Here is a 1,221-nt window from a genome sequence, read left to right on the forward strand (position 1 = left end):
TATTAACTTCTTCGCTTGTTTCACTATCACATAAAACGCGTTTGGCGTTGTATGGTTAAGCCTCACGGGTAATTAGTACAAGTTAGCTTAATGGCTCACACCACTTCCACATCTTGCCTATCAACGTTGTAGTCTTCAACGGCCCTTCAGAGACTTTAAAAGTCTAGTGAGAACTCATCTCGAGGCCTGCTTCGCGCTTAGATGCTTTCAGCGCTTATCAGTTCCGAACGTAGCTACCGGGCAATGCCATTGGCATGACAACCCGAACACCAGCGGTTCGTTCACTCCGGTCCTCTCGTACTAGGAGCAACCCCTCTCAATTCTCAAACGCCCACGGCAGATAGGGACCGAACTGTCTCACGACGTTCTAAACCCAGCTCGCGTACCACTTTAAATGGCGAACAGCCATACCCTTGGGACCGACTTCAGCCCCAGGATGTGATGAGCCGACATCGAGGTGCCAAACACCGCCGTCGATATGAACTCTTGGGCGGTATCAGCCTGTTATCCCCGGAGTACCTTTTATCCGTTGAGCGATGGCCCTTCCATTCAGAACCACCGGATCACTATGACCTACTTTCGTACCTGCTCGACGTGTCTGTCTCGCAGTTAAGCTGGCTTCTACCATTACACTAACCGTACGATGTCCGACCGTACTTAGCCAACCTTCGTGCTCCTCCGTTACTCTTTGGGAGGAGACCGCCCCAGTCAAACTACCCACCAGGCACTGTCCGTAACCCCGATTCAGGGGCCAACGTTAGAACATCAAAACTACAAGGGTGGTATTTCAAGGACGACTCCACAAAAACTAGCGTCTCTGCTTCTAAGTCTCCCACCTATCCTACACATGTAGGTTCAATGTTCAGTGCCAAGCTGTAGTAAAGGTTCACGGGGTCTTTCCGTCTAGCCGCGGGTACACAGCATCTTCACTGCGATTTCAATTTCACTGAGTCTCGGGTGGAGACAGCGTGGCCATGGTTACACCATTCGTGCAGGTCGGAACTTACCCGACAAGGAATTTCGCTACCTTAGGACCGTTATAGTTACGGCCGCCGTTTACCGGGGCTTCGATCAAGAGCTTCTCCGAAGATAACCCCATCAATTAACCTTCCGGCACCGGGCAGGTGTCACACCGTATACGTCATCTTGCGATTTTGCACAGTGCTGTGTTTTTAATAAACAGTCCCAGCCACCTGGTCACTGCGGCTCCAATCAGCTTAG

At 51.1% G+C, this 1,221-nt stretch carries 1 rRNA gene; it reads right to left on the bottom strand.

Annotated elements, in window-relative coordinates:
• Nucleotides 1-51 precede the first annotated feature (51 nt).
• Nucleotides 52-1,221 (bottom strand): 23S ribosomal RNA (locus tag AN392_RS18060); the annotation flags it as partial.

It is taken from the genome of Pseudoalteromonas sp. P1-16-1b (assembly GCF_001401785.1).
GTDB classification, from domain to species: Bacteria; Pseudomonadota; Gammaproteobacteria; order Enterobacterales; family Alteromonadaceae; genus Pseudoalteromonas; species Pseudoalteromonas undina.